The organism is Flavobacterium adiutor (assembly GCF_048282555.1).
GTDB lineage: Bacteria > Bacteroidota > Bacteroidia > Flavobacteriales > Flavobacteriaceae > Flavobacterium.
The window spans coordinates 4,427,967-4,443,743 of record NZ_CP182487.1; the positions used below are offsets into that span (position 1 = coordinate 4,427,967).

The 15,777-nt window shown below is 34.4% G+C and carries 14 protein-coding genes; 2 read left to right on the forward strand and 12 right to left on the reverse strand.

Translation table 11 applies throughout. The annotated features are described in order from the left end of the window. Positions 1–128 precede the first annotated feature (128 nt). The 3 genes from ACNC7R_RS18750 to ACNC7R_RS18760 form a co-directional block, all read right to left on the reverse strand. Positions 129–554, reverse strand: a complete 426-nt coding sequence (locus tag ACNC7R_RS18750) for a CBS domain-containing protein (protein WP_417942560.1) — start codon at positions 552–554, stop codon at positions 129–131. Positions 555–808: 254 nt separating this feature from the next. Beyond that, the gene (gene queG, locus ACNC7R_RS18755; protein WP_417942561.1) at positions 809–1,735 is read right to left on the reverse strand and encodes a tRNA epoxyqueuosine(34) reductase QueG; all 927 of its coding nucleotides are present in this window, start codon (positions 1,733–1,735) and stop codon (positions 809–811) included. Then, positions 1,732–2,082, reverse strand: coding sequence for a cytochrome P450 (locus ACNC7R_RS18760; protein ID WP_417942562.1), 351 nt, complete (start codon positions 2,080–2,082; stop codon positions 1,732–1,734). The genes queG and ACNC7R_RS18760 overlap by 4 nt, the downstream gene beginning before the upstream one ends. A gap of 13 nt (positions 2,083–2,095) precedes the next feature. Between ACNC7R_RS18760 and ACNC7R_RS18765 the strand changes: the two genes are divergently transcribed. Both ACNC7R_RS18765 and ACNC7R_RS18770 read left to right on the forward strand, forming a co-directional pair. Next, entirely contained in the window at positions 2,096–2,524 is a 429-nt protein-coding gene (locus ACNC7R_RS18765; RefSeq protein WP_417939275.1) for a transposase, read from the forward strand. Between the two features lie 14 nt (positions 2,525–2,538). After that, entirely contained in the window at positions 2,539–3,390 is an 852-nt protein-coding gene (locus ACNC7R_RS18770) for an IS3 family transposase (RefSeq protein WP_417939276.1), read from the forward strand. Between the two features lie 45 nt (positions 3,391–3,435). On the opposite strand, the gene ACNC7R_RS18775 is transcribed toward ACNC7R_RS18770, so the two are convergent. The 9 genes from ACNC7R_RS18775 to ACNC7R_RS18815 form a co-directional block, all read right to left on the reverse strand. Further along, on the reverse strand, positions 3,436–4,467 hold the full coding sequence (locus ACNC7R_RS18775; protein WP_417942563.1) for a cytochrome P450: 1,032 nt from the start codon (positions 4,465–4,467) through the stop codon (positions 3,436–3,438). A 10-nt stretch (positions 4,468–4,477) separates the two neighbouring features. Next, positions 4,478–5,500 carry a Holliday junction branch migration DNA helicase RuvB gene (gene ruvB, locus ACNC7R_RS18780; RefSeq protein WP_417942564.1) on the reverse strand — a complete coding sequence of 341 codons (1,023 nt, stop codon included), beginning with the start codon at positions 5,498–5,500 and terminating at the stop codon, positions 4,478–4,480. Positions 5,501–5,607: 107 nt separating this feature from the next. Further along, entirely contained in the window at positions 5,608–7,410 is a 1,803-nt protein-coding gene (locus tag ACNC7R_RS18785) for a cytochrome c oxidase subunit I (RefSeq protein WP_417942565.1), read from the reverse strand. 30 nt (positions 7,411–7,440) lie between these two features. After that, on the reverse strand, positions 7,441–8,631 hold the full coding sequence (locus ACNC7R_RS18790; protein WP_417942566.1) for a cytochrome c oxidase subunit II: 1,191 nt from the start codon (positions 8,629–8,631) through the stop codon (positions 7,441–7,443). Between the two features lie 19 nt (positions 8,632–8,650). Beyond that, entirely contained in the window at positions 8,651–10,174 is a 1,524-nt protein-coding gene (locus tag ACNC7R_RS18795; protein WP_417942567.1) for a quinol:cytochrome C oxidoreductase, read from the reverse strand. A 27-nt stretch (positions 10,175–10,201) separates the two neighbouring features. Next, on the reverse strand, positions 10,202–10,747 hold the full coding sequence (locus ACNC7R_RS18800; protein ID WP_417942568.1) for a cytochrome c: 546 nt from the start codon (positions 10,745–10,747) through the stop codon (positions 10,202–10,204). A gap of 8 nt (positions 10,748–10,755) precedes the next feature. Continuing rightward, positions 10,756–11,280 carry a DUF3341 domain-containing protein gene (locus tag ACNC7R_RS18805; RefSeq protein WP_417942569.1) on the reverse strand — a complete coding sequence of 175 codons (525 nt, stop codon included), beginning with the start codon at positions 11,278–11,280 and terminating at the stop codon, positions 10,756–10,758. Continuing rightward, positions 11,273–12,676 (reverse strand): NrfD/PsrC family molybdoenzyme membrane anchor subunit, encoded by a 1,404-nt coding sequence (nrfD, locus tag ACNC7R_RS18810; protein ID WP_417942570.1) that lies wholly within the window; start codon positions 12,674–12,676, stop codon positions 11,273–11,275. The genes ACNC7R_RS18805 and nrfD overlap by 8 nt, the downstream gene beginning before the upstream one ends. Positions 12,677–12,710: 34 nt before the next feature. Next, complete coding sequence (locus ACNC7R_RS18815; RefSeq protein WP_417942571.1) at positions 12,711–15,761, reverse strand: TAT-variant-translocated molybdopterin oxidoreductase; 3,051 nt, start codon at positions 15,759–15,761, stop codon at positions 12,711–12,713. Between the last annotated feature and the right edge of the window lie 16 nt (positions 15,762–15,777).

Here is a 15,777-nt window from a genome sequence, read left to right on the forward strand (position 1 = left end):
CAAAGATATAAGACTTGTAATAAAACTGCTTGCTTTTGAGCATACTTTTACTAAAATGTTTAAATTTCCGGATAAAAAAATAGTCCGATACATTTCGGACTATTTCTAAATTTTTATTATTGGAATTCTTATTGTGAAATATAAGAGTTAAGATGATTTATTGTATCCTTTTGCAATTCAATGATCGCTTTTACAACATCACTGATCGAAATAATACCTACAACAATTTCGTCTTCTAAAACCGGCAGGTGTCGTATTCTTTTTGTACTCATAAGTTCCATACAATTTTCTAAATTATCTGAAAGTTTTACTGTAAAAACAGTGCTTTCCATGATTTCATCAACTAACGTTTCTTTTGACGATTTGTCTTTTAAAACAATTTTCCTTGCATAATCCCTTTCAGACAATATTCCTTTTAACTCAGAACCATCAATAATCAGAATAGCGCCTATATTTTTTTCGCCCATTACTTTCAATGCTTCATAAACAGTTGTTGTTGAACGTACGGAATAAACATTTTTCCCTTTTGCGTTTAGTATTTGATTTACAGTCATATCTGAAAAATTTTAGGATTATAAAGTTAAAAAAAATTAGACATAAAAGCTAAGACTGAAGATCTTTTCCGCACCTAAAAAGCTCACTTTTAAATATTTAAAACTTATTTAACTATTTCGAATTATTCTTTAAAAGAAAAGAATAATTCATCCCCATTTTTTTATGAAAAAAACAATGTTTTATATTTAAGTAAAAAAGGTCTTTTTAAAACTAAAAAGACCTTCAAAATATTTGAATATAAACACTTATATAATTATTCTAAAAACTTAATGTTTCTTCTCAAACCATCAAACTTAGTTCTCTTAACGGGCGAATTTTTAAAAACAAGCCGAAAAGTTTCCTCAGTTATTTCAATCCAGTCTTTTTTAGAAAAAGAAATCAATTCAGGATTTGGATTAAACAAGGGCTCTGAATGTGGTTTAGAAAAACGATTCCAGGGACAAACATCCTGACAGGTATCACAACCAAACATCCAGTCATCAAATTTGCCTTTCATTTCAGATGGAATATTTTCTTTGAGCTCAATTGTATAATAAGAGATGCATTTACTGCCGTCTACTACATAAGGAGCAACTATCGCCTGAGTTGGACAAGCATCAATACAGGCTGTACATGTACCGCAATGATCTGTTACTGCATGATCATATTCTAAATCTAAGTCCAAAATAAGTTCCGCAATAAAATAAAACGAGCCTACTTTTTGAGTTAATAAATTACTGCTTTTGCCAATCCAGCCCAAACCGCTTTTTGCAGCCCAAGCCCTATCTAAAACAGGAGCCGAATCTACAAAAGCACGTCCCGAAACATCTCCTATATTTTCCTGAATTGAATGAAGAAATTCTTTTAGTTTTTCTTTAATAACAAAGTGATAATCCTGACCATAAGCATATTTTGAAATTTTGAAACTTTCATTATTCTGAATTTCGGCAGGGTAATAATTTAGTAAAAGTGAAACCACACTTTTAGCATCATCAACCAATAATGTCGGATCTAAACGCTTATCAAAATGGTTTTCCATATAGGTCATTTGACCATTATAATTATTTCTTAACCATTTTTCCAAACGGGGAGCTTCCTCTTCGAGAAATCCTGCTTTGGATATCCCACAAGAAATGAAGCCAAGTCGTTTTGCTTCAGATTTAATAAATTTCGAATATGTCTCTTTGGAATTAATGGTCATCTTTTAGAGAATTTCACTTCAGCTCCAACTGGTTTTAGAGTGATTAAAGGATTAAACCGCACTTCATTTTCAGTAGATTTAATCATGTATCTTTTTACAATATAAGAAAGTGTCAGACACATTTCATAAATAGCAAATCCAGCTCCAATACACATTCTTGGTCCTGCACCAAAGGGATAAAAATATTGCATCGATTTCTTTTTTTGCTCTCCAAGAAAACGTTCCGGAATAAATTCATTGGGATTTTCCCAATATTTAGGATTACGATGCAATTCATAAAAAGAAACTCCAATCAGAGTCCCTTTTTTAATATTAAACTCATGTCCCGTCCTGAAATAGCGATACACAAAAACAATCGTTATGGAAGAATACAGCAATTATGTAAAGCGCACCCAGCGAGATTACAGCATGTCCTTAAAACTTCAAATCGTTAGAGAAGTTGAGCAAGGTAGTTCATCAATTACCCAAATTAGAAAACAATATGGTATTCAAAGCCATGCTACAGTTCTGGGCTGGTTACGAAAATTTGGTAACTTTGATTGGGAAAACCAATCCCCTTTGAATATGGCAAAGTCACCCGAACAAAAAATTATGGAACTTGAAGCCCAAGTCAAGCTATTAGAAAAACAAAAGGCTTTTTTAGAACGACAAGCTTACGTTGCAGATAAAAAAGCAATCTTGTTTGACATGATGATTGATTTAGCTGAGAAAGAATATCATATCGATATCCGAAAAAACTCTGCACCCGAACAATCGCCCGCTTTAAAGCAAAAGAACAAAAAACAGTAGCGTTTACCTGTTATTTGTTCGGGATAGACAGACAGGTTTATTATCGAAAGACTAGAAGAATAGCATCCAAACAAAACAAAGCCAAAGAAGTGATTTTGATGGTGAATAATATCAGGAAGACAATGCCTAGAATAGGTGCTCGAAAACTATATTATCTTTTGTTGGATAAACTTCAATTAATGAAAATTGGAAGAGATAAGTTCTTTGATATACTCAGAGCCAATCATTTATTGATACATTCTAAACGAAGTTATCATGTAACGACTAACTCACATCATCGATTTAATAAACATCAAAATCGAATTCTAGATTTAGAAATTAACAGACCAGAGCAAGTTTGGGTCTCTGATATAACCTATATAGGAAAAAGAGATAATCCTTGCTATTTAAGCTTAGTCACAGATGCTTATTCTAAAAAGATTATGGGATATTATGTCGCCGATAACATGAACACAGAAAGCAGTTTGAAGGCTTTTAAAATGGCTCTTAAACACAGAAACAACAAAAACTTACCATTGATACATCACTCAGACAGAGGGATTCAATATTGTGCTAATGACTATCAAAAGCAGCTTAATAAAAATAAAATTCTATGTAGTATGACACAAAACTCTGACCCTTATGAAAATGCAGTGGCAGAAAGGATTAATGGTATTTTAAAACAGGAATTTAGGGTTGACAAATACAACCAAAAAGCAGAAATCATGCAAAAAATTGTAAAAGAAGCTATTGATATCTATAATGAAATCAGACCTCATTATTCTAATTACATGCTTACTCCAAATCAGATGCATAACCAAAACAAAATTAAAATGAGAACCTATAAAACAAAAAACAGTAGCAAACCTGAGCTTGCTACTGTCTAAAATTGTACTTTTATTTTTTATTAATCCTGTATCACTTTTTCAGGACTAGACATCACCCAAAGTATCATCTTCTACATTCTCCCTGTCTGTAATCCAGGCGGGCGGATACAATCGCATGGATTCATTTAAGACTGCATTGATATAAGTCATTCTTTGTAACTGCTCCACTACATTATCAGTCTCAGATTCAATTTTGATAATTTCGTCAAATATTCTCTCCTGCACATTAGGATTATTACCCAAAAGATGCAAGGTAAAAGTTAGAGCATTAGCTGTTGTTTCATGTCCGGCAACAAAAAGAATTTTTATTTCATCAATTAATTGTTCTACAGACATTCCTTCACCACTATCCTCATACCGTGTTTCAAGAAGCATATTGAGCAAATCATTAACTTCATTTTTTGATGCAATCCTTTCCTCTACAATTTCCTGAATGATTTTGTTATTCTCAAATGCTAATTCAAGATGTTTTTTTACCTGACCACTAATTGAAAACCACCATGCTTTATGAGGCAACCTGATTTCTTTGATTAAGAAATTCTGAACCTCTTCGATAATAAATTTTATACGATTTAATTTTTTATCAGAAGTAGAAAGCTGAAATAATGATTTAGCCACAACATTGAAAGCCAATTCGCTCATTACAGAAAAAAGATCAATTGCTTTTTCCTCTACTAAATCATTAAGCTGAGAAATTATTATCTTTTCCATGTTTTCAACCAGCTCATTCATTTTTTGTTTATGAAAAGCCGGCTGAATAAGTCTTCTTTGTTTTAACCAAAATTCACCATCAACTGTTAAAAGTCCTTTACCTAGATATTTCGAAAGATATACGGACTGAAACTTTGATTTATGATAGTTCTTTTGATTTTTCTTTAATATATATTCCGCAACATCATTGTCTCTGGATAAAATGATATATTTTGATTTTCCAATTCTAATAGAAAATGAATCTCCCAAAACATCAAAGTACCTATTATGAAACGGAATAGGATTTTTACGTATCCCTTCTGCATCTAACAAAAATCTTACAATTGAAAGTTTCTTGGGATAATTATATGTTTTGCCTTCAGACATTAGATAGCAATTAAAACAATCCTCCTTGGATATTCGTATTAATCTTACCCAAATGTTTATAAGCTTTGTCTGTAACTTCACGACCACGGGGAGTGCGCATAATGAACCCTTCCTGAATCAAAAATGGTTCGTAAACTTCTTCAATCGTCTCACTGCTTTCAGAGACTGCTGTAGCAAGAGTAGAAAGACCGACAGGCCCTCCTTTAAATTTATTGATAATAGTCAATAATATTTTATTATCCATTTCATCAAGCCCATTCGCATCAACATTTAGTGCTTTGAGTGCATACCTTGATATTTCCAGATCAATAGTACCATTCCCTTTTATCTGGGCAAAATCTCGTACACGGCGTAATAATGCATTTGCTATACGGGGTGTACCGCGGCTGCGTCCTGCAATTTCTATTGCTGCTTCAAGATCAATAGGCATTTTTAAAATAGAAGCACTTCTTTCAACAATAGTGGTTAAAAGTTCAGTGGTGTAATATTGTAAACGGGAAGATATTCCGAAACGAGCACGCATTGGTGCTGTCAATAAACCTGAACGTGTAGTTGCACCAATTAAAGTAAAAGGATTTAAATTAATTTGAACCGTCCTGGCATTAGGTCCAGACTCAATCATAATATCAATCTTAAAATCCTCCATAGCAGAATACAGGTATTCTTCTACAATAGGACTCAACCGATGAATTTCATCAATGAATAATACATCTCTTTCATCGAGATTTGTCAACAAACCTGCTAAATCACCCGGCTTATCCAAAACCGGACCAGAAGTAATTTTGATTCCAACCTTAAGTTCATTTGCCAAAATATTAGCCAAAGTAGTTTTTCCTAGTCCGGGAGGTCCATGAAAAAGTGCATGGTCAAGTGCTTCACCGCGCTGATTAGCAGCAGCGACAAAAACTTTTAAATTTTCTAAAACCTGGTCTTGCCCGGCAAAATCATCAAATGACAGGGGACGCAATCTTTTTTCAAGATCTAACTCTTCTGGGTTGTATCCTTTTGTGGTAGGATCTAGATTTTCATTCATCCCACAAAGATATATAAACTAATCAGTTTGTAAAATAGTTAAACTGAACGATTAAAACTTTAACTAAACTAAAAAGGCTATCATTTCTGACAGCCTTTGATTTATTTCTAATGGTGTAAAACTTCTTCACCTTCTTTCATTGGTACATTTTGAGGAACAAAATCTACATCATGATTAGGGTTACTGTAGTCATACGGCCAACGATATACGTGAGGGATTTCTCCTGGCCAGTTACCGTGAATATGTTCAACTGGAGTTGTCCACTCTAATGTTGTAGATTTCCATGGATTCTGAACTGCTTTCTTACCGTAGAAAATACTACTAAAGAAGTTATATAAGAATACTAATTGGAACGCCCCCCCTACAAGAGCAAATGTTGTGATCAAAACATTCACATTTTGTAAATCATCAAATAAAGGGAAGTTCGTGTTTGTATAGTAACGTCTTGGTAAACCAGCTAATCCAATAAAGTGCATTGGGAAAAATACTCCGTAAGCACAAACTGCTGTTACCCAAAAGTGAATATAACCTAAGTTTTTATTCAACATTCTTCCGTACATTTTAGGAAACCAGTGGTAAATACCAGCAAACATTCCGTAAAGTGCAGAAATACCCATTACTAAGTGAAAGTGAGCAATTACGAAATATGTATCGTGAACGTTGATATCCAAAGTACTATCTCCTAAAATTATTCCAGTTAAACCTCCAGTGATGAAAGTAGAAACCATTCCAATTGAGAACAACATTGCAGGATTAAATTGTAAGTTCCCTTTCCACAAAGTTGTAATCCAGTTAAATGCTTTTACTGCAGATGGAATTGCAATCAATAATGTTGTAAATGTAAATACAGAACCTAAGAAAGGATTCATACCTGAAAGGAACATATGATGCCCCCAAACAATAGTTGATAAAAATGCAATTGCAAGAACAGACATAATCATCGCTCTGTATCCGAAGATTGGTTTACGAGAGTTCGTAGCCATAATTTCAGAAACAAGACCCATTGCTGGCAAAATTACGATATAAACCTCAGGGTGACCTAAAAACCAAAACAAATGCTCAAACAATACTGGAGAACCACCTTGGTAGTGTAAAACCTCTCCGGCAATATAAATATCTGACAAGAAGAATGAAGTACCAAAACTTCTATCAAAAATCAATAGTAAAGCTGCTGATAATAATACCGGAAACGAAATAACTCCAATAATAGCAGTTACGAAAAAAGTCCAGATAGTAAGAGGAAGTCTTGTCATGGACATTCCTTTAGTTCTTAAATTGATTACAGTTACAATGTAATTTAAAGATCCCATTAATGAAGATGCGATAAATATAGCCATTGAAACGAGCCATAAAGTCATACCTGCCCCAGATCCTGGAATGGCTTGAGGTAAAGCACTTAATGGAGGATAAATAGTCCAACCTGCAGAAGCTGGACCTGCCTCAACAAATAAAGAGCATAACATTACTACAGCAGATAAGAAAAACAGCCAATATGAAATCATATTCATAAATCCTGAAGCCATATCTCTTGCACCAATTTGAAGCGGAATAAGTAAATTACTAAATGTCCCACTCAAACCAGCCGTCAATACGAAGAATACCATGATCGTACCATGAATTGTAACTAAGGCCAAATAAATATCATTAGCCATAACACCATCAGGTGCAAATTTATCTCCCAATAAAACATTAAATATTTTAAAAGACTCTTCAGGCCAAGCTAATTGCATTCTGAAAAGTAAAGACATTACAATTCCAATAATCCCCATAATAATACCTGTAATCAAGTATTGCTTAGCGATCATTTTGTGATCAATACTAAAAATATATTTAGTAATGAACGTGTCTTTATGATGATGTTCGTGCTCGTGATCGTGTCCGTGATCGTGAGCGTGCGCTTCTGCTGACATATTTGTGTACTTTAAATTTTCTTAATAATATTATTTAACCGCAACCTTTGCTACAGCTGCTTTAACAGTATCAATAACCGCTTTTACAGTATCTTTTACTTTTGAAGTAGTATCTATAGTTGATTCAGCTCCTTCAGCTGGTTTCTCAGCAGCTGCTGCAGCTTTAATATCCTGAGCTAAAGTTGTTTTTTCACTTAACCACTTTTTATAATCTTCAGGAGAATCCACCACAACTTTCATTTGCATATTGTAGTGTGAAGCTCCACAAATTTTATTACATAACAATAAGTAATCGAATGTATATGGATCTAAAGCAGTACCTCCTTTTGCTACTAATTCAGTACTTTTTTCATTTCTGATTTTATTGATACGAGCTACTTTTTCAACCATAAAAGGCAACTCTCTATATTCTGCAGTAGTATAAGTTGGAATAAAAGCAAATTCAGTAACCATTCCTGGAACACAGTTCATTTGTGCTCTAAAGTGAGGAAAATAAGCAGAATGTAAAACATCCTGAGAACGCATTTTAAAATGAACCTTTTTCCCTTTTGGAATATGCAATTCAGTTACTACAATATCATCCTGAGCATTAGGATCAGACATATCAACCCCTAAAGTATTAACACCTTCAATTAAACGAACATTTGCTTTACCTAAAACATTATCCTTGCCTGCATATCTAGCTGTCCATTTAAATTGTTGAGCATATAATTCAATTTCGACAACATCTTCATCTTTGTCAACAAACATAATGTTATTCCATGCATACAATCCGTAAAGGATCAAGATTGCTAAAACAACAGAAGGAATGATACTCCAAATTGCTTCTAATTTGTTACTATCAGCAAAAAACAAAGCTTTTTTATCTTTATTCCCTTTATATTTAAAAGAAAACCAATATAATAAACCCTGAGTAATAACTTGGACAGTAAAAATTAACACCCAGGTAATATTCATTAAATTATCTACTAAAAGACCATGCTCAGAAGCAGGGGTATGAAGTGCTAAATTACCCCATTTTAGTAAACCGTAAATCGTGAAGATATAGATGAAAGCCAAGAAGCCAAACATGATATATCCCTGAATATTATTATCATTATCAGACGCTACCTGAGAATCGTCCGAAGAAGCTCCAACCTGAGTAAGATCGAAAATCCTGGTCAATTGCCATAATGCAACTGCTAATAAAACTAAAACTATAATTACCAACAAACTTGTCATCTGTTTACTTCTTTAAATATTAATAATGAAAATGTTTACTTTCTTCTATGAAAGGATTTCTTTTTGCTAACAGAGGAGATTTACTCAATGCAGTAAACACTACGAAAATAAATAAACCTAAGAAGAAAAGAATAGATGCAATTTCAGAAACTCCAATAAACCATCTGTCACCAACTGTACCTGGCATAATCATATTAAAGAAGTCAACGTAATGTCCTAATAAGATCACTACTCCGGCCATTACAATTACCCAGTTGAGACGTTTGAAATCTGTATTGATTAATATTAATAATGGGAAAACAAAGTTCATAACAACAGCTCCAAAGAAAGGCAGATTATATAATTGAATTCTTGTTACGAAATAAGTTACCTCTTCAGGAATATTTGCGTACCAAATCAGCATAAATTGAGAGAACCATAAATAAGTCCAAAATACACTTATACCAAACATAAATTTAGCTAAGTCATGAATATGGCTTGTATTTACATACTCTAAATATCCCTTAGATTTTAAATAAACAGTAACCAATGCAATTGTTGTAATACCACTTACAAAGAAAGAGGCAAACACATACCATCCAAACAATGTACTAAACCAGTGCGGATCGAAAGACATAATCCAGTCCCAAGCCATGATAGACTCAGAAACAATAAAGAATACTAAGAAACCGGCAGATAACTTAAAATTCTTTTTGTAAAATAAATCATCATTAGCTTCATCCTGAGCCAAACAGTTTTTTCTAGAATAAATACGGTATAAATTCCACCCTAATAAAAAGATAAAAGCTCTTGCAATCCAAAAAGGAAAATTTAAATATCCAGATTTTCCAGCAATGATAGCGTCATAATTTGGACTTTGAGGATCGGTAACACCTTCGCCTAGCCAAACAAATATATGATTAAAGTGAAAACCACAAAGAACCAAAATAATAAAGAATATTATCGATCCAGCCGGTAAATAAGCTGTGATTCCCTGCATAACTCTAAACAATACAGGAGACCAACCAGCCTGAGCTACTTGTTGAATAGCATAAAATGCTAAAACTCCCATAGAAAGCAATAAGAAGAAAATACAAGCAACATATAAAGCTGACCAAGGTTTGTTTTGCAATTGGTGGAAAACGTGTTCAGCATGAGCTTTATGATCTTGTTCATGAGAAACTTCTTCGTGCTTTTCTGCTTTTACTTCATGATTAACAACTGCAGTTTCATGAGCCACTTCAGTTTTTACTTCGTGAACAGTATCTGCATTTGCAACAGCTGAGTCTGTATTTACCGCAACCTGTGCATGTGTTTCTTGAGCTACTTCATGGTGAGCAACTTCTTCTGTTTTTTCTTCATGAGTAGCTTCAGCTTTTTCATCATGATTTACTGCAGTAGCTTCATGATGTCCTCCACCGTGCTCTGATGCTTCTTTTTTAAGAAGAGTTTCTACCTCTTCAATATTTTTAGGAGCGTTTAAAAAACCATATCCAATCCCTAATATACCAACGGCCATTAGAATGATAGAAAAAGTTTTTAATTTACTTGAAAATGTGTACATATCTATTACGATCAGTTTGTTCAACAATTATAATTGGCTTTTTAGTTTTAGAACATAGTCAGCAACTAACCAACGTTCGTGGGCACTTAATTGATTTGCATGTGAACCCATTGCATTTAAACCATAAGTTTCAACGTGAAAAATACTTCCTTCAGTGATTTCTCTGTCTTTATAGCTAGGTACCCCAAGAAATTTTTCTCTTTCAACCAATTTACCTTTACCATTTCCAGTAGCACCATGGCAACTGATACAGTAAATTTCGAAAAGTTCTTTTCCTTTTCCAGAGTTTTTTTCTTCTTCAGTTAAAGGTGATCTTAAATTAGCTTTAGCCAATTCATATCCTGCCGTTGAATTTTCATACTCATAAGGTTCAAAACCTCTGTTAATAGTCCCTTCTACAGGAAGTTGTCCTTCTTTTCCTCCTTTAAATACTTTTGACTCTGCATAGGTCTCATATGCCACAGACTCATACATATTGGGGAAATACTGATAGTTTGGTGCCGAATTATTGTGGCAAGATGAAACTAAAATAGTTATACCAACTAAAAGTGTTATTTTATATATCCTTTTCATAGCTACAATTAATTCTTTTCAATTACTTTAACTTCAACAGCTCCTGTACCTTCAAAAAAAGAAACAAGTTCTGCCTCGTTATTATTTACAGCAACTTCCATTAAGAAATGGTCATCTGTTGTTCTTACATCTGGATTTTCAGCTTCTTTAAATGGCCATAATCTACTTCTCATGTAAAAAGTAATAACCATTAAGTGAGCAGCAAAAAATACTGTCATCTCGAACATAATTGGCACAAAAGATGGCATATTTTGAATAAAACTGAAACTTGGCTTACCTCCAATATCTTGAGGCCAATCATGAATCATGATATAACTCATCATTGTTGTAGCAACTGAAATACCAACACATCCGTATAAGAAAGCACATATTGCTAATCTAGTTGGCGCTAATCCCATTGCTTTATCCAATCCGTGAACTGGGAATGGAGTAAAAACCTCTTCAATATGATGATGTGCAGCTCTAGTTTTCTTTACTGCATCCATCAAAACGTCATCGTCATTATAAATGGCGTATATTACTTTATTACTCATGATGTGAATCTTTACTATTTGCTCTTTCTCTTACGTAATTATCTCCTGTTCCTTTTAAAATTGTCTTAACCTCTGCCTGAGCAATTACAGGGAATGTTCTAGAGTATAATAAAAACAATACAAAGAAGAAACCAATTGTTCCAATAAAAATTCCAATATCTACAAATGTTGGTGAAAACATTGTCCAAGAAGATGGAAGATAATCTCTATGCAAAGAAGTAACAATAATTACAAATCTTTCAAACCACATCCCGATATTTACTACAATCGAAATAACAAATGAAAACATGATACTTGTTCTTAGCTTTTTGAACCACATAAACTGAGGAGAAAAAACATTACAAGTCATCATCGCCCAATATGCCCACCAGTAAGGTCCGGTAGCCCTGTTTAAGAATGCATATTGTTCATATTCTACACCTGAATACCAAGCTACAAATAACTCAGTGATATAAGCCACACCAACAATAGATCCAGTAATCATGATAATGATATTCATTAATTCAATATGCTGTAATGTGATGTATGCTTCAAGATTAGAAACTTTTCTCATAACGATCAACAATGTATTTACCATCGCAAATCCAGAGAAAACCGCTCCAGCAACGAAGTATGGAGGGAAAATTGTTGTATGCCATCCTGGAATTACAGAAGTAGCAAAGTCCATAGATACAATCGTATGCACAGAAAGTACAAGTGGAGTAGCTAAACCAGCTAATACTAAAGATACTTCTTCGAATCGCTGCCAGTCTTTTGCTCTACCACTCCATCCAAAACTTAAGATAGAATAAACTCTTTTGTTAAATGGAGTTATAGCTCTGTCACGAAGCATTGCAAAGTCAGGTAATAAACCAGTCCACCAGAAAACTAATGATACCGAAAGATAAGTTGAAATTGCGAATACATCCCAAAGCAATGGTGAGTTAAAGTTTACCCATAAAGATCCAAATTGATTTGGTATAGGTAATACCCAGTATGCTAACCATGGACGTCCCATGTGAATAATTGGAAATAAACCTGCCTGAACTACTGAAAAGATAGTCATTGCTTCCGCAGAACGGTTAATAGCCATTCTCCAACGCTGACGGAAAAGTAATAATACCGCAGAAATTAATGTTCCGGCATGACCAATACCAACCCACCAAACGAAGTTAGTAATATCCCAAGCCCAGCCAACTGTTTTATTTAATCCCCATGTTCCGATACCGGTAGATACGGTGTAAATTATACAACCTAACCCCCAAAGGAAGGCTATTAATGCGATTGAAAATACAATCCACCATTGCTTGTTTGCAGGCCCCTCAACAGGTGCGGCTACATCTACAGTTACATCGTGATATGATTTATCACCTATAACTAAAGGTTTTCTAATGGGTGCTTCGTAGTGAGACGACATAATCCTTTATATTGTTTCTTAATTAATAATTTTTCTAAGTATTTCTAACTTTAACATGGTAAACCACATTAGGTTTTGTACCTACATGTTCTAATAAGTGATATGATCTTTCGTCAGCTACTAGTTTAGCAACTTTACTTTCTTTATCATTTACATCACCAAATATCATCGCTCCTGAAGAACAAGCACTAGAACAAGCTGTTTGGAATTCTCCATCTCTAACTGAACGTCCTTCGTTTTTAGCTTTTAATTTAGTAGCTTGTGTCATTTGGATACACATAGAACATTTTTCCATAACACCACGAGAACGTACGTTAACATCAGGATTTAATACCATACGCCCTAAATCATTGTTCATATGATAATCGAACTCGCTATTTTTGTTGTACAAGAACCAGTTAAAACGACGTACTTTATATGGACAGTTGTTAGCACAGTAACGAGTCCCAACACATCTGTTGTAAGCCATATGATTTTGGCCTTCACGACCGTGAGAAGTTGCAGCAACAGGACAAACTGTTTCACAAGGTGCGTGATTACAGTGCTGACACATTACGGGTTGGAAAGCAACTTGAGGATTATCTCCAGCTTTCTCCATTTCATTAAATGTAGATAATGAACTAGATAAACCAGCAATTCCTTCTTTTCTTTCATTATCTCCTTCAAAAGTACTTTCAGAAGAATAGTATCTATCAATACGTAACCAGTGCATATCACGGCTTCTTCTTACCTCTGCTTTACCTACAACAGGAACGTTGTTTTCAGCATGACAAGCAATAACGCAAGCTCCACATCCAGTACAAGCATTCAAGTCAATTGAAAGATTGAAATGATGACCAGTTGTACGATCAAATGATTCCCAAAGATCTACAGTTGTAGCCTCAACTTCCTGATGATCTAAAGATACCATTGGTTTTTCATTCCAATGTTCAGCATCTTTAGTATTAAATATTTCTAAAGTAGTTTCTTTAATAATATCTCCTCTACCCATTAAAGTTTTCTGACCTTGAACACAAGCAAACTCATGAACTCCATCTGCCTTAGCGATAGAAACAGATTGAACATTATTAAAACCTTTATATAAAGAGTAAGCATTTACACCTACTTGCATTTCTTCTTTTAGTGCTGCTTTACGTCCGTATCCAAGAGCAAGACCTACAGTTCCAACTGCTTGTCCTGGCTGAACGATAACTGGAACGTTTTCTAATTTAACTCCATCAACAGTAATTGTAGCGTAACTTCCGTTTAAACCTCCGTTTGCAACAATTTCATTTGATAAACCAAGTTTTTTGGCATCTGCATTAGATACTGTAACATAGTTATCCCAAGAAACTCTTGTAATTGGATCTGGAAACTCTTGTAACCATGGGTTATTAGCGTGTTGTCCATCTCCTAATCCTGTTTTAGTGTATAAAACTAATTCAAAATCACCAGCAGATTTAGATCTTGCAACAGCATTTGCAGCAGTAGCAGCGTCAGTAGCTGCTCCGGATAAAGCTGAAGCCCCAAGAACAGCTACACCATCATGTAATACTTTATTCCAAGAAGCACCTGCTGTATAAGCTGCAGAATTAGCTTTTAAATAGTCATAAAAAGTGCCTGCTGTACCATTTACTGACAATAAAACATCCTGAAATTGTTTTGTATTAAAAATAGGACGGATTGTTGGTTGGGTTAAACTATAAGTTCCACTTGTCAACTCAAGATCTCCCCAAGATTCTAAGTAGTGAGGAGCTGGAGCAGCTATTGAGACAATGGAAGCAGTTTCATCTTCTTTTAATGAAAAAGCAACAGAAGTTTTAACCTTTTTCAATCCAGATACGAAAGAAGCTGAATCAGCTAAAGTATAAACAGGATTAACACCACTCATAATTAAAGTATGAATACTTCCTGCGTTCAAATCTTTAACCAACTGTGCAACCGCAGCATTAGAACCTTTTCTAATCTGTCTGGCTCCAGCAGTAGTAAAAGCTTCACTAGCCAACACTTGGTTGATAGCTAAGACTAATAATTGAGCATTTTTATCCTCAATTCCAGTTACTAAAACTCCTTTTGAACCAGCAGCTTTAAGTTGCTGAGCAGCCTTAACCACTTCAACTTTAACTTTTTCATCTAAAGCTACAGGAACAGACGCACCTGTAATAATATTGTAAATTTGAACTAAAGCTTGCTTTTGAACAGCTACAGTCATTGGAACACGCTTATCAGCAGCTGCTCCAGACAATGTCATATTTGATTCGAATTGGAAGTGACGAGACATTTTTCCGTTCTGAGGAATACGTCCTTGTGCATATCCAGTATCATATCCTCCACCTTGCCAGTCTCCTAAGAAATCAGCTCCAACAGATACAATTAAATTAGATTTAGAAAAATCGTAATCAACTAAAGCTCTCTGTCCATAAACAGCTTCAAAAGCATCTAAAGCTTCTGATGATGAAACCGCATCATATACAACGTGCTTAGCGTTTGGATTTTTTGCAATAAACTCAGCAATTAATTTCTCTGTAGAAGGACTTGCTAAAGTATTTGTTAACAATACTACTTGTCCACCTTTTACTTTAGCATCTGCTAAACTTGATTTAATTTTTAAATCAACTGCTGACCAAGTAGAATCTTTACCATCCACTTTAGGCTCTTTCAAACGCGTACTATCATATAATCCTAAAATAGAAGCATGAATTCTTGCGTTCGCTGCAAATTTAGCACCAGCAATTGTATTGTTTTCAATTTTAATTGGACGACCCTCACGAGTTTTCACCAAAAGATTTGCAAAATCAAAACCATCAAAAACTGTCGTTGCATAATAATCTGCAACACCAGGAATGATTTGCTCTGGTTGTAATACATAAGGGATGGACTTGTGAACAGGACCTTCGCAAGCAGCTAATGTTACAGCCGCTGTACTAAACCCTACGTACTTTAAAAAGTCACGACGTGAAGTCCCAGATGTAGATAAAGCCTCAGCATTACCCAAAAACTCATCAGTAGGAATTTCTTCAACAAATTCGTTATTTCTAAGCGCCTCAACAATAGAGCTGTTTTCTAGCTCTTCAACACTTTTCCAGTATTTTTTGTTTGATGACATTGTATATATATATTAA

Bases quoted from the DNA above. Each gene is read 5' to 3' on its own strand.
- ACNC7R_RS18750 (WP_417942560.1), bottom strand. From the start codon at position 554: ATGACTGTAAATCAAATACTAAACGCAAAAGGGAAAAATGTTTATTCC.
- queG (WP_417942561.1), bottom strand. From the start codon at position 1,735: ATGACCATTAATTCCAAAGAGACATATTCGAAATTTATTAAATCTGAA.
- ACNC7R_RS18765 (WP_417939275.1), top strand. From the start codon at position 2,096: ATGGAAGAATACAGCAATTATGTAAAGCGCACCCAGCGAGATTACAGC.
- ACNC7R_RS18775 (WP_417942563.1), bottom strand. From the start codon at position 4,467: ATGTCTGAAGGCAAAACATATAATTATCCCAAGAAACTTTCAATTGTA.
- ruvB (WP_417942564.1), bottom strand. From the start codon at position 5,500: ATGAATGAAAATCTAGATCCTACCACAAAAGGATACAACCCAGAAGAG.
- ACNC7R_RS18785 (WP_417942565.1), bottom strand. From the start codon at position 7,410: ATGTCAGCAGAAGCGCACGCTCACGATCACGGACACGATCACGAGCAC.
- ACNC7R_RS18790 (WP_417942566.1), bottom strand. From the start codon at position 8,631: ATGACAAGTTTGTTGGTAATTATAGTTTTAGTTTTATTAGCAGTTGCA.
- ACNC7R_RS18795 (WP_417942567.1), bottom strand. From the start codon at position 10,174: ATGTACACATTTTCAAGTAAATTAAAAACTTTTTCTATCATTCTAATG.
- ACNC7R_RS18800 (WP_417942568.1), bottom strand. From the start codon at position 10,747: ATGAAAAGGATATATAAAATAACACTTTTAGTTGGTATAACTATTTTA.
- ACNC7R_RS18805 (WP_417942569.1), bottom strand. From the start codon at position 11,280: ATGAGTAATAAAGTAATATACGCCATTTATAATGACGATGACGTTTTG.
- nrfD (WP_417942570.1), bottom strand. From the start codon at position 12,676: ATGTCGTCTCACTACGAAGCACCCATTAGAAAACCTTTAGTTATAGGT.
- ACNC7R_RS18815 (WP_417942571.1), bottom strand. From the start codon at position 15,761: ATGTCATCAAACAAAAAATACTGGAAAAGTGTTGAAGAGCTAGAAAAC.